This is a genomic window from Tolypothrix bouteillei VB521301, assembly GCF_000760695.4.
GTDB classification, from domain to species: domain Bacteria; phylum Cyanobacteriota; class Cyanobacteriia; order Cyanobacteriales; family Nostocaceae; genus Scytonema; species Scytonema bouteillei_A.
In genome coordinates this window covers 4,643,662-4,665,297 of the sequence record NZ_JHEG04000001.1, presented here as the reverse complement: position 1 = coordinate 4,665,297, position 21,636 = coordinate 4,643,662, and the positions used below count along the sequence as shown (strand labels likewise).

Here is a 21,636-nt window from a genome sequence, read left to right as displayed (position 1 = left end):
AAAATCCCCCTTTGCTTCCTTGATGCACCTCTAAACAAAGAATTTTCTAACACCGAAAAGATTCTGATAAGGTAACAGGTACGGGAATCTGAAGTACCATGCCTTCACGTGCCATGACAGCCCCCGGATATTTTTCTGCAGCTTCTTGACCGACACGATCGAGAAATTCATCATCATGAGAGGGGTCGTGATGATAGATAACCAAAGTTTTGACATTGGCAGCTTGGGCTACTTTCACAGCTTCTTGCCATGTAGAGTGTCCCCAACCAATTTTAGGTCTGGTTAGAGAATGGTATTCTTCATCAGTATAAGTAGAATCGTAGATGAGGATATCAGCATCACGAGATAACTTCAGAACATTTTCATCTATTCTGTCAGGATAATGTTCGGTATCGGTCACGTAAACAGCCGATCTTCCACGCCAGTTTACCCTGTATCCTACGGCTTCACCAGGATGATTGAGCGGGGAAGTCTCTACCGTAATATCATTAATGTGTATTGCGTTTCCCGGTATAACATCATGAAAATATAAATTCGCTTGCATGATTTGCAACGGAACCGGAAAATTTGGATGCAGCATTTGATCGTTTAAACGCTGTTCTATGGTAGAGCCATCGGGAGCGATCGCACCATAGATATGAAACGTGTTTCCCGGAATAAACCCAGGGCTAAAGAAGGGAAACCCTTGCATGTGGTCCCAGTGGGAGTGGGTGAAAAAAATATGTGCTTCCACTGGCATTTTGGACAATAAAGATTGTCCTAAAACATGTAAACCCGTGCCTCCATCAAAAATTAAGCGTTTGCCGCCCACTTGCATCTCAACGCAAGGGGTATTACCGCCATAACGAACGGTATCAGGTCCCGGACAGGGGATACTGCCGCGAACGCCCCAAAAATACACGGAAAATAAATTCTCTATCCTAGACATGAGTTTTGCTTGCTGGACTGAGTGGGCGATCAATACAAAGAATTTTTACTTTAATTAATAAGTTTATGCTGTCTTAAGGCTTTTTCTAGACAAGAAACTTATTAGGAAGACAGCACACCCTATATAACATTGTTTTTGTTTTTAGGGATAAAAAACTTTTTAGCTGAATTTTCATATCTTCAAATATTTATCTACCGTTTAACGTCAAAATCGACTCCTCACTTTATAACCTAAATTTTGCCCAGTTGCATTTCAGCAACTTATTGAAGTTCTCCGTATATTCAATAAACTTTACGGAAATTTAAATTCCCACTTAGACAATTCACTCAGTCCCCGTGCATAGGTCAGATTGTATTGTAAGGGTGTGATACTGATGTAGTTTTCACGGATAACGCGAACATCAATGGGTATGTTCTCAGAAAGATTCAAACCAATGGGTGGTTCAATATCCTCCAAAACTTCACCAGTTAACCAATAATAAGTTTTCCCACGAGGATCGATTCGCTTATCAAAAACATCGACATAACGTCGCACCCCTTGACGGGTAAGAGTCACTCCGGCAATTTCTTCCCACTTAACTGGGGGAATATTAACATTAAGCAACATCAACTCCGGTAGGGGGTTTTTCTCAATTTGCCCCACTAGAATTTTGGCAAAGTCAGCAGAAGGTTGAAAATCCTTACTATTCCGGCTAGTTAGACTGAAAGCGATACTGGGAATACCTTCAATCAAACCTTCCATTGCTGCAGAAACGGTACCGGAGTAAAGAATTTCAGTCCCTAAATTGGCACCCTGATTGATGCCAGAAAGAACTAACTCGGGTGGTGATTCTAACAAAGCCCACAGAGCTAACTTAACACAGTCCGAAGGAGTCCCATCGCAAGCCCAAGCCTTGACATTTGGGTGAAAGATAGATTCTACAATTTCAGCACGAATTGGCTGGTGTAACGTTAACCCATGTCCGGTAGCCGAACGTTCCCGATCCGGGCAAACTACACTCACATCATGACCTGCTTCGGCTAAGGTGTTGGCAAGAGTACGAATACCTAGAGATGAAATACCATCATCATTACTAATTAGTAATTTCATAGTTAGTGGTTAGTGGTTAGCGAGCGCTAATTAAGAGGTACAGCGAGAATCTCATATAATAGTTTAGTCCTGGGTGCTAGAAAACAACAGTTTGGTCTTGGCCGCTGTCTTTGGCTCGTGGATGCCATGCTAACGTCATCTGTCCTTTATAAATGACAAATGACAAATGACTATTAACTAATGACTATTAACTAATGACTAACAATTTAGAAGCGCAACTTTTAGCACTGCAAGAGGAAGGAGAAAAGGCGATCGCCGCCGCCAATACATTAGAACGCCTTGAGGAACTAAGAGTCAGCTACCTGGGTAAGAAAGGTCAGCTAGGGGCGCTGTTGCGAAGTATGGGTCAACTGAGTGCAGAAGAAAGACCAAAAATTGGTGCGATCGCAAACACGGTAAAAGATGCCTTACAAGCCAGGATAGACCAACAACATACAGCTTTAGAAAAAGCCCAAATTCAAGCACAGCTAGAAGCTGAAAATTTGGATGTAACAATGCCAGGAATCTACCGTTCTCAAGGTCGCGTCCATCCGCTGAATGGGATAATCGATAGAGCAATAGACATCTTTGTAGGTATGGGCTATACGGTAGCCAACGGTCCGGAGATGGAAACAGATTACTACAACTTTGAAGCACTCAACACTCCACCCGATCACCCAGCCCGCGATATGCAGGACACATTTTATCTACCAGATGGAAATCTCCTGCGGACTCATACCTCATCAGTACAAATTCGTTACATGGAAACGGAAGAACCACCGATTCGAGTCATCGCCCCCGGACGAGTCTACCGGAGAGATAATGTAGATGCCACTCATTCAGCAGTTTTCCATCAAATAGAACTTTTAGCAGTCGATGAAGGGTTAACCTTTACCGACCTCAAAGGAACTGTAAAAGTATTTTTACAAGAAATGTTTGGTGACGTGGAAATTCGCTTCCGCGCCAGCTATTTTCCCTTCACAGAACCCTCTGCAGAAGTTGACTTGCGATGGAACGGTCGCTGGTTGGAAGTGATGGGTTGCGGGATGGTCGATCCAAACGTACTGAAAGCTGTTGGCTACGACCCAGAAGTTTATACTGGCTTTGCTGCAGGCTTTGGAGTAGAACGTTTTGCCATGGTACTCCACCAAATCGATGATATTCGCCGCGTCTACGCCAGCGATTTACGTTTCTTACGACAATTTTAGAATTATGAATTATGAATTGAGAATTTATAATTCATAATTCATAATTCATAATTTTTTAAGCAATTATCGCAATGTCCGCAACGCCAGTTGGCTTCTTGGTGAAAACCAAAAGCGTTCAGTAAGAATCCCCAACGGCATTGCCTTGTGAGAAGATACTTGTTCATCTGCTTGGTAGCACCTACTTGTGTAACGGGTGGAGTTTTTGTACTGGCAAGAATTTTGTAATGGAATGGATCGAGCCACTTGAGTTGACCGCTAGCGTGCAGTAAAGATAAAGCGATCGCTCCTTCGGGAAATTGTCGTGCTACTGTCGCTACTTCACCAGTAGAAGGCAATTTTTTCACGAGTTGCTGTGCGGAGTTTTGGAGCGATCGCAAATTCTTTTCAAAAAACTTTTGCCTTTGTTTGTCTTCCGGGTCCAACCATCCCGTAGGTTCACTTATCAAAGTTAGCGCTTGGGCTGGTTTCCCATCTCTTCCAGCACGTCCAATTTCCTGTACGTACTCTGATAGCAGTAAGGGTGAGTGAAAGTGAATCACCCAACGCACATCAGATTTGTTGATTCCCATACCAAAAGCCGAGGTACAAACAACAAACGATATTTTTCCACTCAGCCATTTTGCTTCTACAGCGCGACGTTCTTCTGCACCAAGCCCTGCATGATAGCTAGTGGTAGAGTAACCCATTTGTTGCAGCCATGCGGCTAACTCTTCACTGTCTCTCCTTGTCCGAACGTAGATCAAGCCAGTTTGTTTTGTTTTATCCTTCAGAAACTTCAAAATCTGTTGCTTTCTCCCTCTTGGGGTCCAAGCTATGCGAACCGAGGGATGAATATTGGGACGGTAAGGATTGACGCAAAAAACTGTTGGTTCGTTTAATTGTAAGACTTGTTGAATCGTTGCTTGGGCTGTGGGGTCAGCCGTAGCAGTGAAAGCAGCGATCGCGATCGTTGTTCCCACTGGTTTATATTTCAGGAGTGCGGGTCTGACGGCTTCCAATCTTCGATAAGCAGGTCTAAAAGTATCTCCCCACTGCACCAAACAATGTGCTTCATCTAAAATGAGGGCATTAACGATCAGTTGAGGTTTGCACAATCTTTCCCATACAGGTGAACTGAGTAAAGTTTCCGGCGACAGGTACAGCAGTCGCAGTTGTTGTTTTTCTAGAGCTTGCAAAGTCTGGCGTCGTTGAAACGAAGGCAATTCACCGTGTAAAAGAGCAGCTGCTAAGTTACGTTCTTGTAATTCCCGTACTTGATTTTCCATCAGCGCCACTAAAGGCGAAATCACCAGTGTCAGCCCAGTTTGTAATAATGCAGGTAACTGAAAACAAATAGATTTCCCTCCACCTGTTGGCATAATAATTAGTGCGTCTTTTTTCGCCAACAAACTTTGAATAATTTCTCCCTGCGGTGGGCGGAAGTCCTCATAACCCCAGATCTTTTGAAATGCAGCCCGAACTTCGTTCCAAGATGTTGTGGCAGGGTGATTCATAAGTAGCACTTTTTGTAAGTGATTATATATACCTACTTTCGTAAAGTTACTAACTCCGGAATTTTATTTACTGAGATATGCCAATTGCGTATCATGTAACTGATACGCAATTTCTGTTAATTATTGAAGCTTCTACTTAGGTGTTACGGTGTTACGTAACCAATTTTAAAAACAATGTATTTACATCTGTAGCTATCTTCTGTAGTTTTGCACATGACTTGGTAAAGAAACTTCAGCATCCAAACGTGAATCTGGAACTGCATCTTCTGTAACTAGTTTTAAAGGCAAAACACCAGCCCAAACGGGTAAAGCATAATCAGCTTCATCATCTTTTGGTGGTCCTGTCCGCACCTTAGCAGAAGCTTCTGTTATAGGTAAGGAAAGCACTAAAGTTCCCTCTAATTCCTGACGATTGGGTTGCCGTACTTCTGCCCACCGTTCCGGTACAATATGCTCGGTAAAAGCTTTCAATGCTTCTAACTTCTGTTGTGTATCTTGTACTAAAGTTGCCGTACCAAATATGACGACAGAACGGTAATTCATGGAGTGGTGAAATGCAGAACGTGCGAGAACTAACCCATCTAGTAAAGTCACTGTGACACATACTTCAATTCCGTGAAGTAAAGAACGAAGCATGCGACTTGCAGGAGAACCGTGGATATAAAGTTCGTCTCCCACACGACCGTATGCAGTTGGAATAACATACGGTTGGTTATCCACAACAAACCCTACATGGCAAACTAACCCTTCATCTAAAATTTCGTAGATGACTTGAGATTCGTAATGACCGCGTTGAGGTATCCGCTTAATCTGATTGCGTTTTGTAACAGTCAACTGTTCTATCTCGCTACGATTGTTGAATGTAGTCATAAATGTGCGTTCCAATTGTAAAAAAACATCTGTGAGCGTTAGAGGGGACAGTAGCCACCTTCTTAAAGAATTGACAAATCTAATTGCATGGCATTGCTGTTGGAAAAACCAAGACTTTCATAAACTGGTTTTCCTAATGGAGAAGCGTTGAGAACGACTCGCGTACAACCAATCTCTTTTAAATAGGTTACTGTTTGACTTGTCAGTTGCTTGGCAATTCCTTGTCTGCGGTATGAAGGTTCAACATAAACTCCCCAAATATATCCATATTTGCGGTGTTGTTGCTTGATAATGTTAGGGTAGAGACCGTTGTGGATTTGACAACTGGCAGAACCAACAACGTTACCTTCAACCTCTGCCACAAAAGCTTTATAGGATAACTCTTGCCGAGCCTGTTCTATAAACTTAAGGGAAATATCCAACCAATCGGGAGCGAACGCATCATCTGGAACTCCCAGATCCAGCCACATTTTATAGAAATGCTCGGCGATGAGGGAGTCTTCTGATGCAGTCGCTTCTTTGATAATGATTTGTTGTGCGATCGGCATAAAGAAGTATGAAGGATGAAATCTTTTACTTTATCTTTCATACTTTTTCCAAGTGGTCTTTAACAAGAGCCACTTTTGTCGTTTTGGATAAGTCCACTTAAGTAGGTCGTCACAACTAAAGCAAACTCAGCTAGGACTTACGCAACTTCAACAATATTTTGGGTATTTCACGCGTTGCCGATCCCCCCAACCCCCCTTAAAAAGGGGGGCTTTGCGTAAGTCCTATAATTTTTGAACTGAAACAACCTTGTTTATTAAGAAAATTGGTGGTGCATAAACTGTTAATATGTAAGTACATCCTGTACATACACTCCCACAATGAGTAACTCTTACAGTATTCGCAGTACAAAAATTGGTAATAGTGCGGGATTTCGTCTACCTGCCGAGTTTTACCGCGAACATCCCCAGTTCGCTAATGCAAATGGTTGGATAGAGGTATTGTCGCCAGATACTGCAATTGTGCGGATTGTCCCACAATCTGAGGATGATGCAGAAGACTCGCTATTGATGAAGCTGTTTCTTGATTTTGCACTAACAGAAGCGCTGAAAAATAATACTTTACAGCCCTATACTACAGAAATGTCTGAGGCTGCTCATAAATTGATTGAGGGTGTGGAATTAGAGGATGATTTACTAGAAGATGCCTAAGTTTGTCAGTCATGGTTGGGAGATTTATTTTCACCCACAACTATTTGGTACTCAATATCAAGAGTTGTTTGACCGTGTTTCTAATCTGCGAGAAAAACTTCCAAAGAAAGAGTTTAAACTCCATGCAAGCGTAAAGCTATTTGCGGCAATTACTACTGCAATTGAAACTAAAATTCCATCAGATCCCAAGGCATCTCATTTTGTTTTAACCAAGGCATTAAAACAATATGGACGAGTGAAAAAGATGGGTTTACCCGAAAGATACCGCTTGTTTTTTCGGGCGTTTGATACTCCACAATTAAAAGCTATTGTGATTCTATGGTTGGGGTTTCCCCGTAAAGAAGGTGCCAAGAATGACTGTTACGAAGTTTTTACTAAGATGGTAGCGCAAGGAACATTCCCAGACAATTTGGATGAACTGCTAGCAAATTTTGAGGCAGTCGGGGAAGTCGATTTCCGTCCTATCGAACTGTTAAACCCAGAGACTGAAGTAACGCCAGATAAACAAGAATAATTTTGAGATAATCCTAACATCCACACTGTAATAATTAACATTGCGATCGCTCAAACCTTGGCGCTATGGATTTTGCCATTACGATAAACAGCAATTCCCCAGTACCACTCCACCAACAGCTTTACGAGGAACTGCGCCAAGCTATTCTCAATGGACGATTGTTACCGGGTGGGCGCATTCCTTCCACACGTCAACTTGCTAAATCTCTAGGCATTTCCCGCACAACTGTCACTCAAACCTACGACCAACTTTTCAGTGAGGGATATATAGAGACTGTTGTGGGTTCTGGGACTTTTGTTTGCTCTCAACTTCCCGATGATTTATTGCGTTCTGCACCCGTTCAATCTACCAGAACAAAAACCCGTCCGCCAGTTCAACTCTCTAAATACGGAGTGAATTTGGCTCAGACAGAGAATGTACCGAGAGTTCCCGAACCGGAATTGTTCATCAACTTCCGCTACGGGCGACCGGCTTTTGACCAATTTCCCATAGAACTGTGGCGCAAGCTGCTTTCTCGCTACTGTTACTCCAACATAGAATGGCTGGATTATTCAAAGGATATTTTGGGATACAAGCCTTTGCGTGATGCGATCGCTCGATACCTCTCCCGTTCCCGTGCTGTTAACTGCGATCCAGACCAAGTGTTAGTTGTAAATGGGACACAGCAAGCTTTAGATTTAATTATGCGTTTGTTTATTGAACCTGGGAACGTTATTGCCTTGGAAGATCCCGGTTACTTGAGTGCAAGGCTCATTTTTGAAACACAACGCGCAAAACTTTTGCCTGTGGCTGTGGATGAGTCTGGTTTAGTGGTTGAAGACTTGGCAAACTATGCAAAAGAACAAGTTCGGCTCGTTTATATCACACCTTCTCACCAATTTCCCACAGGAGCAATACTTTCCCTACCGAGACGTTTGGAATTACTGACTTGGTCTGGTGCAACTGGGGCGTTGATTATAGAAGATGATTATGATAGTGAGTATCGTTATGGAGATCGCCCCATTCCTGCGTTGCAAGGGTTGGATAAAAGTGATTCCGTTCTCTACATTGGTACGTTTTCAAAAGTGCTGTTCCCTTCCCTACGAATTGGGTATTTAGTGTTACCAAAAAGTTTAGTTTCTGTTTTTGCTCGTGCAAAATGGTTGAGCGATCGCCACTTACCTTTACTAGAACAGCAAGTACTTGCAGATTTTATCGGGGAAGGGCATTTAGAACGACACATTAGAAAAATGCGAGCCGTTTACGACAAGCGCCGTCAAGTTTTAGTGAAAGCGTTCAACAAGAATTTTGGAGAGAAAGCAACGATATTAGGAGAAAAAGCAGGAATCCATTTAATGGTGCGGTTGCAAACTCCTTTTAGTGATGAAGAAATTATGCAACGTTCAGAACAAGCAGGCGTAGGAATTATATCTGCTGCGCCTCATTATCTAAAACCGCATTCAAAAGGTGAGTTTATTTTTGGCTATGGAGAATTGACAGAGCAGCAATTGGTGGAGGGTATTAATAGATTGGCTGACAGTTTGAACACTTTTTAAAGTGTTGAGTGGTTATACAAGCAATTAAAACTGCTATACTAAAAATCTTTAATTAAAATTTTTTCAAAAAGAAATAGGAGTTTTGTAGCTTGAAATGGCAGTTTCATCATTAGAAAAGATTGATATTGTTTACAGGATTATTAGCGATCGCAAAATTTATGGAAAAAGTAGAACTCCAACAGAAATACTCCTCCCACTCTTTCGATTCTTCACCTCTTGATATCTCCCCTAAACTTGTATCCCCACCATAGCCAAATCCACCAATTCTCGGGCAAAAGCATCATCCAACGGTGCGTGCTTCAACAACAATCGATACCATACCGGACCGTAAATTGCGTCGATCGCTACTTCCAAATTGAAATCCGAGCGTAATTCTCTACGCGCAATTCCTCGCTCTAAAATAGTGTGCGTGGCTTGTCTGCGACTTTGCACAAACCGCTCGTGAAATACCTCAGCCACTTCCGGATCTATTTGTGCTTCCGCAATGAGTCCGGCAACAGCTGCACCTGTAGAAGTTTTTGTCAATAGCTCGAACAATTGTTGTAAAATTTTGTATAAATCTTCTCGTACTGAACCTGTATCTGGTGTGGGGATGTTGCTTGTGGCTTGGGCGGCGTAGGCTTCCATCATCACAGATGCTTTGGATGACCACCACCGATAGATAGTTTGCTTTCCCACTCCCGCACGAGATGCGATCGCCTCAATACAGACACCACCATAACCCTTTTCCTCCAACAACTCCGAAGCAGCCTTAAGAATTGCTTGATGGGAATGCTGATTTCGCCTGCGCGTTGAAGGCGTTTTCGTGGAAGATTTTATTTGAGTGCGGTTGTGTTCTACCTTTTGTGACATAAGTACAGACTGCTTTTTTATAAGACGTTACGGTGCGTCTAATTAAAGTATATGCAAGATTTGAAAAATCTAGTAACCGAGAGAAAACAAGAATTAGATAGATTTCGCAATAATATGCAAGAAGGAGGTGTTTGAGTTTCCGTAAAATACTGAAGCTTCTAAAACACAAAGATTTGTCATGACAAACTCTCCTGGGACACAAGTATGGTTTATTACTGGTAGTTCAACTGGATTTGGTCGAGCGCTAGCAGAAGCAGTATTGGCAAGTGGTGATACTGCGGTACTCACAGCACGCAAGCCACAGCAAGTAGAAGATTTGACACAGCAGTTTCCAGAGCGTTCCTTAGCAGTACGACTGGATGTGACAAAACCTCAAGAAGTCGCAGAAGCAGTTAAAAGTGCAATTGCTACCTTTGGACGCATTGACGTTTTAGTCAATAACGCCGGTTATGGTTTGGTAGGAGCAATTGAAGAAGCCAGCGATGACGCCATTCGCCAACAATTTGAAACCAACGTTTTTGGGGGGTTGAGTTTAACAAAAGCAGTCCTACCCTACCTGCGAAAACAACGTACCGGACACATTCTCAATTTCTCCTCCGTAGGTGGCTTTGTAGGCTTCCCTGGAGCTGGGATTTATTGCAGTACAAAATTTGCACTGGAAGCCATTTCCGAAGCATTGGCTCAAGAAGTGAAGCATCTTGGCATTAAAGTCACAATTGTTGAACCAGGAGCATTCCGTACTGATTTTAATGGTCGCTCGTTAGTCATGAGCGATACTCAATTAGAAGAATACCAAGCAATTGTAGGACGGTTCCGCCAGTGGTTGCAAGAGGTGGATGGCAAGCAACCGGGAGATCCAAAGAAAGCAGCATTGGCAATTATTCAAGCAGTAAAAAGCGATAACCCACCACTGAGATTGGTGTTAGGTGAAGATGCTGTCAGCGCTATCAATGGCAAGCTTGACTCTGTAAAAGCAGAACTTGAGGCTTGGAAAGAGGTTTCTATCAACACTGCGTATGAAGGCTCTGTCGTCAGTGCCATAGGTGGATAAGTCTTGGGGTGAGGCAAACTCATCCTATTTTTTGCCCAAATTGTATAGATTAAGCACAACAAAACTATGCAGAATCAAGACAAAAAAATTGCTTTAGTAACAGGTGCTAACAAGGGGCTAGGCTTTGAAATTAGCCGTCAACTTGCAAAAACAGGATTGACTGTCCTTATAGGTGCTAGAGATGAAAACAAAGGTGCTGAGTCTGCGGAAAAGTTACAAGCCGAAGGGCTTGACGTACAATCTATTCAAATAAATGTGACCGATATTTCTTCTGTTGCTACAGCAGCTAAAAATATTGAAGAACGTTTTGGCAAGCTAGATGTTTTGGTAAACAATGCAGGTGTTTTACATGATGGAGGCGTAAATCCCAGCAACCTTGATGTAAAAGTTTTTAAAGACACATTCGAGACCAATGTCTTTGGTGCTTTTGCAGTACTCCAAGCAATGCTCCCTCTAATTCGCAAGAGCCACGCAGGTCGAATAGTAAATATTTCCAGTACGCTTGGTTCCCTTACAGATACTCTCGATCCAAATTCACATTACTTTCAATACCGAGGTCTGGCTTATCAATCATCTAAAACGGCACTAAATGCCATCACGGTACAATTTGCCAAGGAACTTGCGGATACTCCCATCAAAGTCAATTCTGCTTGCCCTGGTTGGGTACAAACAGATATGGGTAGTGCGAATGCACCAGGAACAGTGGAAGAAGGGGCTGACACTCCTGTATGGCTTGCTACACTACCCGAAGATGGTCCTACAGGTGGTTTCTTTAATTCGCGCAAACCCCTTCCTTGGTAATTTTTAGCAGTCAAAATTAGATGAGTCCTTCAAATCCTGTTGCTTTGATTCTCGGTGCTACCGGTAGAACGGGTTCTCACCTCGTTAATCTGTTGGAGCAAGACGGTGGTTCCGATAACCTTCAGTTACGGGTTGCCGTTCGCAAACCCGAACAAGCAGAAACCTTTGCACAACGAGGTATTTCCACCGTACATCTTGACCTTGACCAGATATCGACTTACGAAGAAGCACTACAGGGCGTACAGCGCCTCTTTATGGTTACAGGCTATACCGTAGATATGCTGAGCCAAGGAAAAAACCTGACCGATGCAGCAAAAGATGCAGGGGTCGAGTATATTGTCCACGTCGGTACTTTCCATCAACCCGGTCGTCCCCAAGCAAAGTTGATTCGCCACTACATTTGGCATCAACTTGTGGAAACTTATATTGAAGCTAGCGGTATTGGTTGGACTCATCTTCTTCCCAACGCGTTCATGCAAAACTTCTTTGGCTCTGTGCAAGATGGAAAACTGCGTATGTTTTTCGGTCAGGAGCGTGTCGGATTGGTAGATTGTTTTGACCTTGCGCGTGTTGCGGCGGCGGCGTTGCGTGCTCCTCAAAAGCATAGCGGGCAAAAGTATTTTCTAAGTGTAGAAGCCCTGACTATGAATGAAGCCGCACAAATTCTTTCAGAAGAACTTGGCAAAACAATCGCCTACGAACCTCTTCCTGCTGCGGATTTGCGAAAGTTACCCATCGGTCAAACTATGGAGCCTGCATACTTTGAGTGTATTGTTCGTCAGATGGAACTGCTACAAGCCGGACAACTTCCTGACTTTGCTGATGTTTATCACAATATCCCGCAAATTCTTGGAGAAGAACCAACTCTGTTTCGCGAGTTTGTCCGAAATAACCTGGCTGCATTCGCGAGTGCTTAGCGAATATGATTGGGGAGTTTGGGAGTTTCTCTCGTCCTGGGAACTGGCGTATAGCCCTTGCGGGTATAGCTTATAGCATCGTGTATCTGCTTACAGAGACGCTGCACGAAAGTGGAGCATCTCTGTAAGCGGATAGGGCGAATCCTGAAGAACGTCATTTGTCTGGTAGTCACGCCCCAATTGCTAATTATTCACAACTGCTTGCTGTTGTTGTTTGCTTTGCGAAGCAGCAAATAATCGATTCAGTGCATTTATGTAAGCTTGTGCCGATGCCACGATGATGTCAGTATTTGCTGCATGACCGGAGAAAACTCGGTCTTCCGATTTGAGACGGATGGTAACTTCGCCAATAGCATCAATACCTGCTGTAACTGATTGTACGGAAAACTCAATCAGTTGGTTTGGTACGTTGACGACACGGTTGATTGCTTTATAAACTGCATCCACAGGTCCGGTACCAATGGCTGCATCCATTAATTCTTCGCCCTCTGGTGTACGCATGGTTACAGTTGCTGTGGGACGGGCGTTGCTACCACAAGAAACCTGTACAAGTTCTAACCGAAATAAATCGGGCGCTTGTTGAATTTCATCATTAACAATAGCTTCTAAATCCCAATCCGTAATTTCTTTCTTTTTATCCGCAATCTCCTTAAAGCGAACAAACGCCTTATTAAGTTCGGCGTCTGTGAGTTCATAGCCCAATTCTCGCAAACGCGTGCGGAAAGCGTTTCTTCCTGAATGTTTGCCCAAGACAATTTGATTTTCTGTTAATCCAATCAATTGAGCGTCCATAATTTCGTAGGTAAGCTTGTTTTTTAGCACGCCATCTTGATGAATTCCAGATTCGTGGGCAAACGCGTTTGCTCCCACTATTGCCTTATTAGGCTGAACTAGCATTCCTGTCAAATTGGACACTAGACGTGAGGTTTTGTAAATTTGCCTTGTGTCAATATTTGTTAACGGTTCTTCTGATTCCACCGATCTTCCCAAGAAGGGATTGAAGAACTGTCTCCGGACGTGCAATGCCATAACTAATTCTTCAAGTGCTGCATTTCCCGCACGTTCGCCAATACCGTTGATCGTGCATTCTAATTGTCTTGCACCATTTTTTACCGCTTCTAAAAAGTTGGCAACTGCCAAGCCCAAATCATTGTGCCCGTGAACGGAGATAATGGCTTTATCTATATTGGGAACATTATCTTTGATTCCCTTAATGAGGGAGCCAAATTCGGTGGGAGTTGTGTAACCCACAGTGTCAGGGATGTTGACTGTTGTTGCTCCTGCTGCGATCGCCCGTTCTAACACTTGATAAAGAAATTCCGGTTCGGAGCGCCCTGCATCTTCTGGAGAAAATTCTACATCATTTGTGAAGGTCTTAGCATAAGCGACCATTTCTTCAGCAATCGCTAAGACTTCTGCTTTCGTTTTTTTCAGTTTGTACTTGAGATGAATATCACTTGTGGCAATAAAAGTATGAATTCTACCTTTTGCAGCTGGTTTGATTGCCTCTGCTGCTGCTTTGATATCATCATGGCGTGCTCTTGCCAAACTGCAAATCACAGGACCATCTTCCGTTCCCACTGTTTGAGCAATTTTGCTCACTGCTTCAAAATCTCCGGGGCTGGCAAAGGCAAAGCCTGCTTCAATAATATCTACACCCAAACGGCTGAGTTGTTTGGCTATGGCTAATTTTTCATCTATGTTGAGAGTTGCACCCGGACACTGCTCTCCATCTCGGAGCGTCGTATCAAAAATGATGATTTGTTCTGCTTTGTTCTTCATTTGCAACTTATTGTTAAGTTTTTCCTTGTGGCTTAAAATACCGTCTTTCTTACTTTTTCTGCTACTAACTATGTTAATAAATACTAAGCATCTACTTTTTCTATCAGGTCTCGAATATCGTTTAAATCTATATAGCGATCGGTAGCATTACGTAATTCTCTAGCTATCATTCCTTCTGTAGATACTACTGTAATATGGGTGTTCTTAGAACGCAATAGCTCAATAGCTCTTTCAAAATCTCCATCTCCACTAAATAATACTACTCTGTCATACTGATCTACTGTATTAAACATATCTACTACAATTTCTATATCTAAATTCGCTTTTTGCGAGTAGCGACCTGAGGAATCATCATAATATTCTTTTAAAATCTTAGTTCTGACTGTATAACCCAAACTAATTAAAGCATCTCTGAATCCTCGCTGATCTTGCGGATCTTTTAAGCCCGTATACCAGAAAGCATTAATTAACGTTGTCTCTGACTGTTCGTTTTTGAAATATTCCAACACCCGCCTCGGGTCAAAAAACCAGCCATTTTTTTGCTGAGCATAGAACATATTGTTTCCGTCTACAAATATAGACAGACGATTCATCGGGGAACCCATAGTAAAGTTACACCTAATAATATAAAAGAATTTAGATTGAACAATAGATTATAGCAATTATAAAATGGCTATCTTGCTAATATCTATAAAATATATTGTCATATATAGCTTTTATTTAACCTCTCGCATATCAGAAAATTTGCTGAACATTGGAGTAGGTATGCCCCTAAGCGATCTTGGTACTAACCTTTTTACCCAAGTACACTCAGGAGAACCCGCAATCTAAAATTTACCAATAAAAGAGATGGCATAGCAGCATTATTTGCTCTATACCTGTTAAGTTTACTCCTAAAGAGGTATGAAATAGGCAAAGAGCCATGAGGTATTCACAAGCCGAAATTTATAGCTTTTGTCATAGAAGTTAAAATATAGGAGGGCTTACTACTCTTACACGATTGTTGAAGCGATCGCGCCGAACCACGGGCAAATTCCAGTACGCTTTGTGTTTATCCTAACTCCCAACGATTCTACTCTGCCTTACTTTGAAGAAAATACAGAGGGTAGAAGGCACAAAATGAAGATGTGGGTCTTTTAGCAAAAAGTCAGCGTTCTTTGTTCTGCTATGGCGTTAGGCAGTGCTCGAGTTGCTTGTTTCCCATGTCTACACTACTGTAGATTTATGAGAACATCTTGCAAGCGCATCTACTGGGTCTCATTATATAGCGCTTTCCAAACAAACACTTGTAGAAATTTTCTTATTTACAGCGAAGTGGTATTCCGTATAGAGTAGCTTAGTAGTGACTGCTAATTGATAAACGAATTTCAAACAGCAGTAGTCGGGGGTGCAAATACAGTGCAGAGACTGAGAGCTTGATGTTATACGTAAATAAACGAGCACTAGAGTATGGCAGAAGAACCTCAATCTACAACTAAACAATACGTCGAGGCTGCCAATCGACCGTTATCACGCCTGACAAAAGCAACTTCGACCTTGGCAGTACGTCGATCGAAACTGTGGGCTCGTTTGGGCCATGTGCTGGCTGGCACTTCAGTTGTCAGCGCGGCGTTGCTTTCAGCTTTTAATACTAATTTGACTCAATTCATGGAAAATCAGGCACAAAGCCTGTTTTATTTAATACGGGGATCGGTCGTTCCTCCAAAAAATATCGTGATCTTGGCGATTGACGAACAGTCTATATCTATTGGCGAACAGTATTATAAAACCAATCCCCAAGAATTCTCTTACTTAGAACCACTAAGATCTTTTCCTTTTAAACGTGCTGCATACGCACAGGTTATTGAAAAATTAGTGCGTTCCGGCGCACGCTCCGTGGCTGTTGATGTAGTTTTTGATACACCAAGTTCCTATGGTGTGGATGATGACAAGAGTTTGCAACAAGCATTGCAACTTTATGGCAGCAAGGTCACTTTAGCAGCTCTTTACGAAAATTTTGCGACACATCAAGGCATATTTACGCAACTGACGCAACCCCAACAGATGTTTCAAGTGGGATCTGTAGGAGTCGGTTCTGTTAATTTTCCTATAGAAATAAACGGTAAAGTTCACAAATTGGCTAGCGAGTTTTCTAAATCGTTAGGGAATGGTGATACTTTAACCGAGAAAGTTCTCTCCTTTGATGAAGCTGCTCTCAGAGCCGGTGCGGTAAACTATCCTCCACCAAAGGGCGATCGCATACATTTCTACGGACCGCCAGGAACATTTGAGCAAATTCCCTTTTGGTACGTACTAGATCCAAAGAACTGGAACAGTTATTTACAGCAAGGCAAGTTTTTTGAAGATAAAATAGTCCTGATTGGCGCAACATCCCAGCTAGCAAACGATTATCATTCGGCGGCGGCGGCTAGAGGTTTGTTGCAACCTGAAAAAATGGCAGGGGTAGAAATTCACGCAAATGCGATCGCAACCCTAATGGAAAATAAAGCGCTCGTACAAGCAATCCCCAGCCCTGAAGGACGGGGTTTATTTGTGTTGTGTTTATTAGGTGGCTCTGCTGCAATTATTTCTTGGAAGCAGAGGGGCGCAGTTAGATTTTTTTCAAGTATTGGTCTTGCCATCATCTGGGGAGGAATTAGTTACGTAAGCTTTGTGTCTGGGCTACTTATTTTGCCTACAGCTATACCCGTTATGGGAATTATGTTTGTTGGATTTTCCTATTTGGGAACCGAATTTGTTAAGGAAATTGCCAGAAGAAGTCAATTGTTAGATATTTTTCGCAAATATTCCTCGCATCGAGTTGTTCAAGAAATTCTCAGCCAGCAAGAGGACTTAAAAGACTTGCTCCAGGAAAGGGAGATGGCAATCTCAGGAAAAATTCTGGATGGTCGCTACAAAATTGTCAAAGTTCTAGGTGCAGGCGGATTTAGCGAAACTTATATTGCCGAAGATATTAAGCTTCCTGGCAATCCTCAATGTGTTGTCAAGCAACTAAAACCAGCAAATAGTAAACCAGAACAGCTGGCAATTGCCAGACGGTTATTTACTTCAGAAGCTCAAACCCTTCAAAAATTGGGTAATCACGAGCAAATACCGAAATTGTTAGCATACTTTGAAGAGGAAGAAGAATTTTATTTGATTCAAGAATATATAGAAGGTCACGCTCTCAGTCAAGAGTTACTAAGCGGTAGACCTCTTCATGAAATAGCTGTTGTTCAGATTTTGCGAGACTTATTGCAAACATTAACCTTTGTCCATAGATATAACGTCATTCATCGAGATATTAAGCCCAGCAATATTATTCGGCGCGATTCAGATGGTAAGTTAGTGTTGATTGACTTTGGAGCAGTTAAAGAAATGACTACACAATTGCTTGATGCTTCAGAGCACACAGCCTTTACCATCGGTATTGGGACTAAAGGCTATGCTCCAAGCGAGCAGTGTTATGGACGTCCCCAGTACAGTAGTGATATTTATGCAGTTGGCATGATTGGGATTAAAGCTCTAACGGGTATGGCTCCTCACGAGCTTGACAGAGATGGAAATGGAGAAGTGAAATGGGTTGATAAGGCACAAGTCAACGTTTCATTAGCAAATATTCTCAGCACAATGGTGCGTGAAGATTTTCAACAACGCTATCAGTCAGCATCAGAGGCACTTAAGGCATTAGAAGAGATAGAAATAACTGAGAGAATCCCAACCTGGTCACCTGAAGAATTACCTACAGATACCCTTTATCTAGAAGATTCAGACACCCCAACGACACCTTGGTCGGGAATATCTGATGAAAGTTCTCAATCAACTGTAAAGATCGGGGATTAGGGATTGGGGAAGGTGGAGTTCCGGGGATAAGGGTAATCAACTAATTGTTTGAGCGCTAACAAGCGCTAACTTTCCTTCACTTTCTTTAATAGACAGCAAATACATTCCCGCAACACGCCAGTTTTGGTTTTTAAAGTTTGAGAGCAGAGTCTGCTCCCATGGCAACATTCGTGACACTACAGCTAACAACGGTATTTGGGTCTTCGCAGTACCAAGGATTCTCTGGTTTTACCAACATCAAAAAATCCTTGAGGAATATTGCTGCTACGGTGCAGGAGATGGTGTTGGCGCGGTTGAAACTAGTGGAGGTGGTTGTGATGGCGTAGCAGGCTGTGGCTGAGACGAAGTAGGTCCAGTTTCAGTTGGGTTAGTTGGCTGAGTTGTAGTTGGTGGAGTTGTAGTTGTTGGCTGAGTTGTAGTTATTGGCTGAGTTGTCGTTGTTGGCTGAGTTGTCGTTGTGGGTGGAGTTGTCGTTGTGGGTGGAGTTGTCGTTGTTGGCTGAGTTGTCGTTGTGGGTGGAGTGGAAACAGTGGCTGGATTTGTTACTGTTGGTTGAGTTGTAGTTGTTGTGGGTGGAGTTACTGTAGGTGTAGTTGTGGGTGGAGTTACTGTAGGTGTAGTTGTGGGTGGAGTTACTGTAGGTGTAGTTGTGGGTGGAGTTACTGTAGGTGTAGTTGTGGGTGGAGTTACTGTAGGTGTAGTTGTGGGTGGAGTTACTGTAGGTGTAGTTGTGGGTGGAGTTACTGTAGGTGTAGTTGTAGGTGGAGTTACTGTAGGTGTAGTTGTGGGTGGAGTTACTGTGGGTGGAGTTACTGTGGGTGGAGTTACTGTGGGTGGAGTTACTGTGGGTGGAGTTACTGTGGGTGGAGTTACTGTAGGTGGAGTACTTGTGTCAGTATCTTGGCCATTTCTACCATTCGAGCGCCCATCATTATTAGATACAACTTGCCCTGTTTCGAGGAACGTACTTACAGGAGCATCATCTCTACTAACATTATTGAGTGGCTCTTCAGAAGAAGTATTTGACTTTAAGAAAGAAGGATTTTCTATAACCCCTTTACCGATAACGGGTCGCTGTAATGCCAGAGCAGCAGAAGTTTCTGCTTGAACGCTGGCGATCGCTGGGTCAGTACTCGGTACACCTGTTCTTAAGGGCAAATCTAGACCCCGAACTATATCGCTCGTATTATAAAAAGTTCTTAAATCAAAATCATACAGACCTTGAAATTTTCCCTTGACAACAACCATCAATTGCCCAGCTTGAAGCTCCTTTCGTTGAGAAGCATCTTTATTAAGGACTTCAATACCACTAGTTGTCAATGCACCTACAATTGTGGTGTCAGTGCTTGGATCGTAACGTACAAATAATGCCGAACCGCGAATTGCTGCTGCAGCATTTGGAGTGTTGACTCGTGTTTGACCGTTTCCGGGTGGAATCAACAAAAGTACGGTTCCATTTTTCAGACTAAAATTACGTGTTTTTGGTAAAAAGCGAAATACTGCTTGTTCCCCTATCCGAGCCAAAGAACCATCGTTAAAGCGCAAGTCTGCTAAAGACGACCTTCCCGTAGACAACCCATCACCGGGCGTCATGGCATCCGAACGACGTGCTTGACGCTTCGGTCGATCCTGGGGCATAAGTTGTACTAAGTTGCGAAGTTCCTGAATGACAGCTTGAGTGAGAGGAGTGGCTGCACTTGCCCGATTCGGCAAAGGCAACACCACAACTTCTATAAGACTAATCACCAGTAGTATATAAAACTTGCGTAACATTGTTTGGAGCCTCTGATATTTATACTGAACCAAACCAATAAGAATGAATTTTAATGTAAAGGTCTTGACCTGTTATCTGTTATAACAATTTTTTTCAGTAATTTTGCTTAAACCTGATGAACTATTTAGATTTTATGAAGTACGTGTAAATACTATCTTTAGAATATTAAGTTATGTTAATGAAAAAACAAATCTTAAAGGATACATTATAAAATTCATAGTTTCTGATGAACCAATAGGTAATCGTTATCACACAGTATTCATGAAGTTTTAAAGGAGAACTTAACATCTCCACGGAACTTCAAGTGCATATTTCAGGTCTAATTTTGCTAAAAAATATTTCGCATGCAACCCAATGGCTGGAACAACTTGCTCTTTCCGATCCTACTAGCCAGTAGTACAACTTGGTGCTGTTTAAACAAAGTAGATGCGGTGTGGGCTGCAAATCCTCATTACCGAGATGAGAATCAAGATCTCTTACTAAGGATATCATCTTTAGGAATTATACGCGAAACTGATTCCAACTACTACACCAGAGAGCAACTCGCATTACAGAACAAATTACAAAGTCTTCATAAAGAAATTGAAAAAAAACTGCTAACTTCAGAATTTTTACTTTCAACAGCAGGAAATGCCGAGCTTTGCGATCTTCATTGTAGTGAGGGCATGAGTTCAAATACGCAAGCACAAGCAGGTACAAACCAACCACCAGAAACTTCCACACCTCAAGAACAACCACAACCAGCGCCTGTCCCAGAGACACCCTCTCAAGAACCGTCATCTCCCGAAATCAACAGACAACTTACCCCACCTCAGCTTGAAAATCCTCAGCTAGAAGGGCAACCGGGTAATTTTACCGATCCGTCCAGTTTGCCGCAAATAGAGCAACGCCTGCAATCGCCCGACATAGAACGCAAACAGCGAATAGAAAGATTGCAAGAACTACTGAAAAAAAATCAAGAATCGGAAGGTTCTTTTGGAGAATTGGGTACACTCTTGGTTCGACAACAGCCATTGGAGCAATCACCGCTTCCACCTCAACCAAAGCCCGTCATTCAACCGAAACCAGTAGGTTTCCTATTTGCTCGGGTTGGCTACTTTCAAACCAATAATATTTTTTCCTCAGCAGTCGATCCAAAACAAGATGGTTTATTCTATACAGGATTGTCGTTATCTTCTGCTCCTCTGCGCCTTGGGTCTAAAACGTATTTGAATGCATCAATTGATGGAAATATCATTCGTTACCTAGACCAATCTAAGTACAATTACAACCAAATAAGATTCAACACCAGTGTCTACCAACAGCTATCACCACGAATGTACGGAGAACTGGGTTGGAGCAATCAACAGTTTTTTTACGCTAGAAACGGTAGTTTTTACAATGCGGGAGACCGTTTCCTGAACGAAAATTCCGTTCAATTGTCTTTTGGGAGGCGAGACCCCCTCACACCCAAATTAATGCTAGATACTTTTTATGAATTGCGAGCTAGTTTTACTAACCCTCCAAGCAATCAAGATAATCGAGATCGCATCTCCAATACCGTATGGCTGTCTTTAAACTACTACTGGCAAAAAGCACTTCAAGTAGGTCTGAACTACCAATTTAGTTTGTCCGACTTTACCCGTCGCGAAAGACAAGACCAATATCATCGCATATACGGACACTTAACTTATGGAATATCTACTTATACAAATCTAAGTTTACAAGGTGGATTCAATTTAGGTAGTTCTACCGAGCAAAATATTGATTTTGAGGGCTGGTTCTTCACAATTAATTACAATTTGGAATTGGGGAGATTTTGAAATTGGTTAGTGGTTAGTTGTTA

The 21,636-nt window shown here is 42.4% G+C and carries 19 protein-coding genes; 10 read left to right on the top strand and 9 right to left on the bottom strand.

The annotated features are described in order from the left end of the window. Positions 1-46: 46 nt before the first annotated feature. Positions 47-928 carry an MBL fold metallo-hydrolase gene (locus HC643_RS18685; RefSeq protein WP_050045951.1) on the bottom strand — a complete coding sequence of 294 codons (882 nt, stop codon included), beginning with the start codon at positions 926-928 and terminating at the stop codon, positions 47-49. Between the two features lie 291 nt (positions 929-1,219). Further along, a complete protein-coding gene (gene surE, locus HC643_RS18680; protein ID WP_038075005.1) occupies positions 1,220-2,017 on the bottom strand; it encodes a 5'/3'-nucleotidase SurE in 798 nt (265 codons plus the stop codon). 194 nt (positions 2,018-2,211) lie between these two features. On the opposite strand from surE, the gene pheS reads away from it, so the two are divergent. Next, positions 2,212-3,204: a phenylalanine--tRNA ligase subunit alpha gene (gene pheS / locus HC643_RS18675; protein ID WP_038075003.1), complete on the top strand. Its 993-nt coding sequence runs from the start codon at positions 2,212-2,214 to the stop codon at positions 3,202-3,204. Between the two features lie 38 nt (positions 3,205-3,242). Here the strand turns inward: pheS and HC643_RS18670 are convergent, their stop codons facing one another. From HC643_RS18670 to HC643_RS18660, 3 genes are all read right to left on the bottom strand, one after another. Further along, positions 3,243-4,697, bottom strand: a complete 1,455-nt coding sequence (locus HC643_RS18670; RefSeq protein ID WP_038075001.1) for a RecQ family ATP-dependent DNA helicase — start codon at positions 4,695-4,697, stop codon at positions 3,243-3,245. 192 nt (positions 4,698-4,889) lie between these two features. Further along, positions 4,890-5,567, bottom strand: coding sequence for a pyridoxamine 5'-phosphate oxidase family protein (locus HC643_RS18665; protein ID WP_050045950.1), 678 nt, complete (start codon positions 5,565-5,567; stop codon positions 4,890-4,892). A gap of 62 nt (positions 5,568-5,629) precedes the next feature. Next, positions 5,630-6,115, bottom strand: a complete 486-nt coding sequence (locus HC643_RS18660) for a GNAT family N-acetyltransferase (protein ID WP_038074999.1) — start codon at positions 6,113-6,115, stop codon at positions 5,630-5,632. A gap of 318 nt (positions 6,116-6,433) precedes the next feature. Between HC643_RS18660 and HC643_RS18655 the strand changes: the two genes are divergently transcribed. The 4 genes from HC643_RS18655 to HC643_RS42145 all read left to right on the top strand — a co-directional run bounded on the left by HC643_RS18655 (position 6,434) and on the right by HC643_RS42145 (position 9,032). Beyond that, positions 6,434-6,763, top strand: coding sequence for a hypothetical protein (locus HC643_RS18655; RefSeq protein ID WP_038074996.1), 330 nt, complete (start codon positions 6,434-6,436; stop codon positions 6,761-6,763). Next, positions 6,756-7,277: a type II toxin-antitoxin system YhaV family toxin gene (locus HC643_RS18650; RefSeq protein WP_038074994.1), complete on the top strand. Its 522-nt coding sequence runs from the start codon at positions 6,756-6,758 to the stop codon at positions 7,275-7,277. Before HC643_RS18655 ends, HC643_RS18650 begins: the two co-directional genes overlap by 8 nt. 65 nt (positions 7,278-7,342) lie before the next feature. Further along, positions 7,343-8,812 (top strand): MocR-like pyridoxine biosynthesis transcription factor PdxR, encoded by a 1,470-nt coding sequence (gene pdxR, locus HC643_RS18645; RefSeq protein WP_038074992.1) that lies wholly within the window; start codon positions 7,343-7,345, stop codon positions 8,810-8,812. Positions 8,813-8,906: 94 nt separating this feature from the next. Further along, the gene (locus HC643_RS42145; protein ID WP_272899750.1) at positions 8,907-9,032 is read left to right on the top strand and encodes a hypothetical protein; all 126 of its coding nucleotides are present in this window, start codon (positions 8,907-8,909) and stop codon (positions 9,030-9,032) included. An 8-nt stretch (positions 9,033-9,040) separates the two neighbouring features. On the opposite strand, the gene HC643_RS18640 is transcribed toward HC643_RS42145, so the two are convergent. After that, positions 9,041-9,664, bottom strand: a complete 624-nt coding sequence (locus HC643_RS18640) for a TetR/AcrR family transcriptional regulator (protein WP_050045949.1) — start codon at positions 9,662-9,664, stop codon at positions 9,041-9,043. A 178-nt stretch (positions 9,665-9,842) separates the two neighbouring features. On the opposite strand from HC643_RS18640, the gene HC643_RS18635 reads away from it, so the two are divergent. From HC643_RS18635 to HC643_RS18625, 3 genes are all read left to right on the top strand, one after another. Then, positions 9,843-10,715 carry an oxidoreductase gene (locus tag HC643_RS18635; protein ID WP_038074990.1) on the top strand — a complete coding sequence of 291 codons (873 nt, stop codon included), beginning with the start codon at positions 9,843-9,845 and terminating at the stop codon, positions 10,713-10,715. A gap of 66 nt (positions 10,716-10,781) precedes the next feature. Beyond that, entirely contained in the window at positions 10,782-11,516 is a 735-nt protein-coding gene (locus tag HC643_RS18630; protein WP_038074988.1) for an SDR family oxidoreductase, read from the top strand. A gap of 20 nt (positions 11,517-11,536) precedes the next feature. After that, on the top strand, positions 11,537-12,433 hold the full coding sequence (locus tag HC643_RS18625) for an NmrA family NAD(P)-binding protein (RefSeq protein ID WP_050045948.1): 897 nt from the start codon (positions 11,537-11,539) through the stop codon (positions 12,431-12,433). Between the two features lie 183 nt (positions 12,434-12,616). Here HC643_RS18625 and HC643_RS18620 read toward each other — a convergent pair whose 3' ends face one another. Both HC643_RS18620 and HC643_RS18615 read right to left on the bottom strand, forming a co-directional pair. After that, positions 12,617-14,215 (bottom strand): 2-isopropylmalate synthase, encoded by a 1,599-nt coding sequence (locus tag HC643_RS18620; protein WP_038074986.1) that lies wholly within the window; start codon positions 14,213-14,215, stop codon positions 12,617-12,619. 83 nt (positions 14,216-14,298) lie between these two features. Beyond that, positions 14,299-14,820, bottom strand: coding sequence for a LabA-like NYN domain-containing protein (locus HC643_RS18615; protein WP_038074984.1), 522 nt, complete (start codon positions 14,818-14,820; stop codon positions 14,299-14,301). Positions 14,821-15,664: 844 nt separating this feature from the next. Between HC643_RS18615 and HC643_RS18610 the strand changes: the two genes are divergently transcribed. Further along, positions 15,665-18,037 carry a serine/threonine-protein kinase gene (locus tag HC643_RS18610; RefSeq protein WP_050045947.1) on the top strand — a complete coding sequence of 791 codons (2,373 nt, stop codon included), beginning with the start codon at positions 15,665-15,667 and terminating at the stop codon, positions 18,035-18,037. 264 nt (positions 18,038-18,301) lie between these two features. Here the strand turns inward: HC643_RS18610 and HC643_RS18605 are convergent, their stop codons facing one another. Next, positions 18,302-19,810, bottom strand: coding sequence for a FecR domain-containing protein (locus HC643_RS18605; protein WP_167844708.1), 1,509 nt, complete (start codon positions 19,808-19,810; stop codon positions 18,302-18,304). Positions 19,811-20,155: 345 nt separating this feature from the next. Here HC643_RS18605 and HC643_RS18600 point away from each other — a divergent pair, with 345 nt between their 5' ends. Next, positions 20,156-21,613, top strand: a complete 1,458-nt coding sequence (locus tag HC643_RS18600; protein ID WP_038080099.1) for a hypothetical protein — start codon at positions 20,156-20,158, stop codon at positions 21,611-21,613. The last annotated feature ends 23 nt before the right edge of the window (positions 21,614-21,636 follow it).

Excerpts from the sequence above, each read along its gene's own strand:
- pheS (WP_038075003.1), top strand. The coding sequence starts at position 2,212 with ATGACTAACAATTTAGAAGCGCAACTTTTAGCACTGCAAGAGGAAGGA.
- HC643_RS18650 (WP_038074994.1), top strand. The coding sequence starts at position 6,756 with ATGCCTAAGTTTGTCAGTCATGGTTGGGAGATTTATTTTCACCCACAA.
- HC643_RS18640 (WP_050045949.1), bottom strand. The coding sequence starts at position 9,664 with ATGTCACAAAAGGTAGAACACAACCGCACTCAAATAAAATCTTCCACG.
- HC643_RS18635 (WP_038074990.1), top strand. The coding sequence starts at position 9,843 with ATGACAAACTCTCCTGGGACACAAGTATGGTTTATTACTGGTAGTTCA.
- HC643_RS18630 (WP_038074988.1), top strand. The coding sequence starts at position 10,782 with ATGCAGAATCAAGACAAAAAAATTGCTTTAGTAACAGGTGCTAACAAG.
- HC643_RS18670 (WP_038075001.1), bottom strand. The coding sequence starts at position 4,697 with ATGAATCACCCTGCCACAACATCTTGGAACGAAGTTCGGGCTGCATTT.
- HC643_RS18610 (WP_050045947.1), top strand. The coding sequence starts at position 15,665 with ATGGCAGAAGAACCTCAATCTACAACTAAACAATACGTCGAGGCTGCC.
- HC643_RS18615 (WP_038074984.1), bottom strand. The coding sequence starts at position 14,820 with ATGGGTTCCCCGATGAATCGTCTGTCTATATTTGTAGACGGAAACAAT.
- HC643_RS18685 (WP_050045951.1), bottom strand. The coding sequence starts at position 928 with ATGTCTAGGATAGAGAATTTATTTTCCGTGTATTTTTGGGGCGTTCGC.
- HC643_RS18605 (WP_167844708.1), bottom strand. The coding sequence starts at position 19,810 with ATGTTACGCAAGTTTTATATACTACTGGTGATTAGTCTTATAGAAGTT.
- surE (WP_038075005.1), bottom strand. The coding sequence starts at position 2,017 with ATGAAATTACTAATTAGTAATGATGATGGTATTTCATCTCTAGGTATT.
- HC643_RS18655 (WP_038074996.1), top strand. The coding sequence starts at position 6,434 with ATGAGTAACTCTTACAGTATTCGCAGTACAAAAATTGGTAATAGTGCG.
- HC643_RS18625 (WP_050045948.1), top strand. The coding sequence starts at position 11,537 with ATGAGTCCTTCAAATCCTGTTGCTTTGATTCTCGGTGCTACCGGTAGA.
- pdxR (WP_038074992.1), top strand. The coding sequence starts at position 7,343 with ATGGATTTTGCCATTACGATAAACAGCAATTCCCCAGTACCACTCCAC.
- HC643_RS18620 (WP_038074986.1), bottom strand. The coding sequence starts at position 14,215 with ATGAAGAACAAAGCAGAACAAATCATCATTTTTGATACGACGCTCCGA.
- HC643_RS42145 (WP_272899750.1), top strand. The coding sequence starts at position 8,907 with ATGGCAGTTTCATCATTAGAAAAGATTGATATTGTTTACAGGATTATT.
- HC643_RS18600 (WP_038080099.1), top strand. The coding sequence starts at position 20,156 with ATGCAACCCAATGGCTGGAACAACTTGCTCTTTCCGATCCTACTAGCC.
- HC643_RS18660 (WP_038074999.1), bottom strand. The coding sequence starts at position 6,115 with ATGCCGATCGCACAACAAATCATTATCAAAGAAGCGACTGCATCAGAA.
- HC643_RS18665 (WP_050045950.1), bottom strand. The coding sequence starts at position 5,567 with ATGACTACATTCAACAATCGTAGCGAGATAGAACAGTTGACTGTTACA.